The organism is Hyphomonas sp. UBA3601 (assembly GCF_002375605.1).
Lineage (GTDB): Bacteria > Pseudomonadota > Alphaproteobacteria > Caulobacterales > Hyphomonadaceae > Hyphomonas.
This window is the reverse complement of record NZ_DFME01000127.1, coordinates 89,695-92,501: the sequence shown is the minus strand read 5'-3', so window position 1 is coordinate 92,501 and position 2,807 is coordinate 89,695. Positions and strand designations below refer to the sequence as shown.

Sequence of the window (2,807 nt, the reverse complement as noted above, 5' to 3'; positions counted from 1 at the left end):
GCTGATTCCGTCGTCTTCGAAGGGCTGATTCCGTCGTCTTCGAAGGGCTGGAGCCCGGCACATACGGTGTGAAGCTGTTTCACGACGTAGATGGCGACGGCGAACTGGCGCGTGGAAATTTCGGTATTCCGACAGAACCCTATGGTTTCTCCAATGACGCGCCGGTTCGCTTTGGCCCGCCAAGCTTCGGCGATGCCGCGTTCGCCCTGCCGACCGATGGCGCCGTCCACACAGTCACGCTGCGCTAAGCCTGTCGCCAAGGAGACCTGCCATGAAAAGCCCTGCCTTTGCCCTGCCATCCGGACTGCCCCGCCTGTCGCTGAGGCGGCCCAGCAACCGCACCGTGATCCTGATCGGCCTTGCCGCCTATGCGGTGATCAGCTGGATGATCCTGAAAAGCGCGGACAATCCTCCAATCCGGTTCAGGCTGGATGCCGCGCGTCTGACCGAGTCGCCGGTCGTGCTAAAAATGCACCTGGCGGGAGCGCTCAGCGCGTTTGGTATCGGCACGGCTTTGATGATGGGCGTGAAGGGCAGGGGGCTGCACAAGCGGCTTGGCTATGCCTGGGTTGTGGCGATGGCGATCACGGCGATCAGTTCCTTCTTCCTGACAGGCCTCAATGGCAACAGCTTCAGTTGGATCCATGGCCTGTCAGCCTGGACAATCATCGGCCTGCCCATGGGCATCGCTGCAGCGCGCCGAAAGGACATTGCGAAGCACCGCAAGGAAATGACCGGAATGTTCACAGGGGGCATGTTGGTTGCCGGCCTGTTTACCTTCCTGCCGGGCCGCATGATGTGGTCGATCTTCTTCGGCGTTTGACCGGAATATGCCTCTTACCGACCCCTCCAAAGACCGCTACACCTATTGCAGGTAGAGGTACCTTGGAGGGGTAGAATGAAACGTATTGTCAGTGCGATTGTCGTTGCAGGGCTCGCGGCGTGTCAGACGCCGGGGCCGATCACCATTCCGGGCATAACGCGCGCGCCGCAGAATGCCGAAGACGCGCTCGACGCCTATTACCGCACATTGCCGGAAGAGTTTTATCCGACCGCGCCCGCCGGATTGCCGCTGCCTTCGAAAGACTCTGTCCTGTCGCGCGTGCTGGTTGGCTCTTGTCATGATGAGGAAGAAGCCGGACCGTCCGATACATTGCAGCGCATCGCCGCCGAAGACGCGGACCTTTTCCTGATGATTGGCGACAATGTCTATGGCGACAAGGACGGCATGAGCTATGCCACCAATCAGGCTGAGCTCGACGAACTTCGCGAGAGTTTTGCCGATCTCGCCGCCCGTAGCGACTTTCAGGCCGTGCGGGCAAGCCATCCGATGATGGTGGCATGGGACGACCATGACTATGGCGCCAATGATGCGGGCCGAGAATTTCCGTTCCGTCGTCTTGCCGAGCGCGTGCACGAACGCTTCTGGGGGATCGAGAACATGGATGTCGGCGCCTGGCCCGGCACCTATTATGCGCGCAGCTTTGGCCCGGAAGGCCAGCGCACCCAGATCATCATGCTGGATACCCGCTTCTTCCGGTCGCCGCTGACCGCGACAGACGAGTATGGCGTGACCGGCAAGGAGCGTTATATCCAGTCTTCCGATCCCAATCAGGACATGCTGGGCAATGACCAGTGGACCTGGCTGGAAAACCAGCTGCAAAAGCCGGCGGATTTGCGCCTGATCGTCTCGTCGATCCAGGTCTTGCCGACCGATGGGCATGGCTGGGAAAGCTGGTCGCGCCTGCCAGCCGAACAGCAGCGCCTCTACAGTCTGATCAGTGAGACAGGTGCGAACGGCGTGGTGTTCGTGTCAGGCGACCGGCACGCATCCTTCCTCTATCGCAGTGAGAGGGCGCTGCCATACCCGGCCTATGAGCTGACGGCGTCATCGCTGAATGTGTCGTTCCAGGATACGACGGACGAGATGGACTCAGCACAGGTCGGCGAAGGCTTTTCGCAGGACAATTATGGTGCAATCGGCATCGATTGGGCCGCTGGGTCTGTCGATCTTGAGATAAAAAACGCCGCAGGCGAGACGGTTCGTCAAACAACCGCCCAATTCCGGTAGCTATGCCACGCGGCAACGGAAAGGCCGCCTGTAGATTATGACCGATACCCGCAATGTCTTCGCCCTCATCCTGGCGGTGATGATCCTGCAAATTGCGGGCGGCTTGTTGAGCATGTTGACCCCGCTTGGGCTCGAAGCGCTGGGCACGGCGCCCCAATTCATCGGTGGCATCGCCGCGCTCTATGCGACGGGCTTCATGCTGGGGGCATGGACCGCACCTGCAGCGCTTGCCTCCTTTGGCAACATCCGCCTGTTCGCTGCTGCCGCAGCAGTCACTTCGGCGGGGTCCATTGCCTTGTCCCTGTGGTATGAGCCCGGCTTCTGGGCCATCGTACGCATCGTACAGGGTGTCAGTTTTGCCTACATGTTCACGAGCGTGGAGAGCTGGTTGGGTCAGGCCGTGCCGGACAAGTCGCGCGGCAATGTCATGGGCCTGTATCACATGGGCGCGAAACTCTCGCTGATGATTGGTCCGTTCTTCGTGGCCGGCCTGTCGCCGCTCGACAGCCGCGCGTATAGCTGGGCCGCATTGTTCCTGACCTTGGCGCTCGTGCCGATCTGCCTCACACAGCAGGAACAGCCGGAAGCGCCGGATCGCAAGGCAATGCCGATTGGGCGCCTGTACAAACTGGCTCCGGCGGCTGTCATCGGGGTGATGCTGGCGGGCGTGATCAATACCGGTACGCTCGCTTTGCTGCCGATCTATTTTGAAAGCTTCTCCATTGGCGGGGGAGGG

Annotated in this window: 4 protein-coding genes; 3 read left to right on the top strand and 1 reads right to left on the bottom strand. The window is 60.7% G+C overall.

Annotated features, from left to right (window positions below; all coding sequences use genetic code 11):
- Window positions 1-260: hypothetical protein (locus tag B4F73_RS16865; RefSeq protein WP_290483589.1), on the bottom strand; the 260-nt coding region annotated here is incomplete at its 3' end.
- Between the two features lie 11 nt (window positions 261-271).
- On the opposite strand from B4F73_RS16865, the gene B4F73_RS14240 reads away from it, so the two are divergent.
- The 3 genes from B4F73_RS14240 to B4F73_RS14230 all read left to right on the top strand — a co-directional run.
- The gene (locus tag B4F73_RS14240) at window positions 272-823 is read left to right on the top strand and encodes a DUF2306 domain-containing protein (protein WP_290483588.1); all 552 of its coding nucleotides are present in this window, start codon (window positions 272-274) and stop codon (window positions 821-823) included.
- A gap of 75 nt (window positions 824-898) precedes the next feature.
- A complete protein-coding gene (locus B4F73_RS14235) occupies window positions 899-2,071 on the top strand; it encodes an alkaline phosphatase D family protein (protein WP_290483587.1) in 1,173 nt (390 codons plus the stop codon).
- Window positions 2,072-2,108: 37 nt separating this feature from the next.
- Window positions 2,109-2,807, top strand: a 699-nt coding sequence (locus tag B4F73_RS14230) for an MFS transporter (RefSeq protein ID WP_290483586.1), incomplete at its 3' end; no start/stop codon positions are given.

Excerpts from the sequence above, each read along its gene's own strand:
- B4F73_RS14235 (WP_290483587.1), top strand. The coding sequence starts at position 899 with ATGAAACGTATTGTCAGTGCGATTGTCGTTGCAGGGCTCGCGGCGTGT.
- B4F73_RS14240 (WP_290483588.1), top strand. The coding sequence starts at position 272 with ATGAAAAGCCCTGCCTTTGCCCTGCCATCCGGACTGCCCCGCCTGTCG.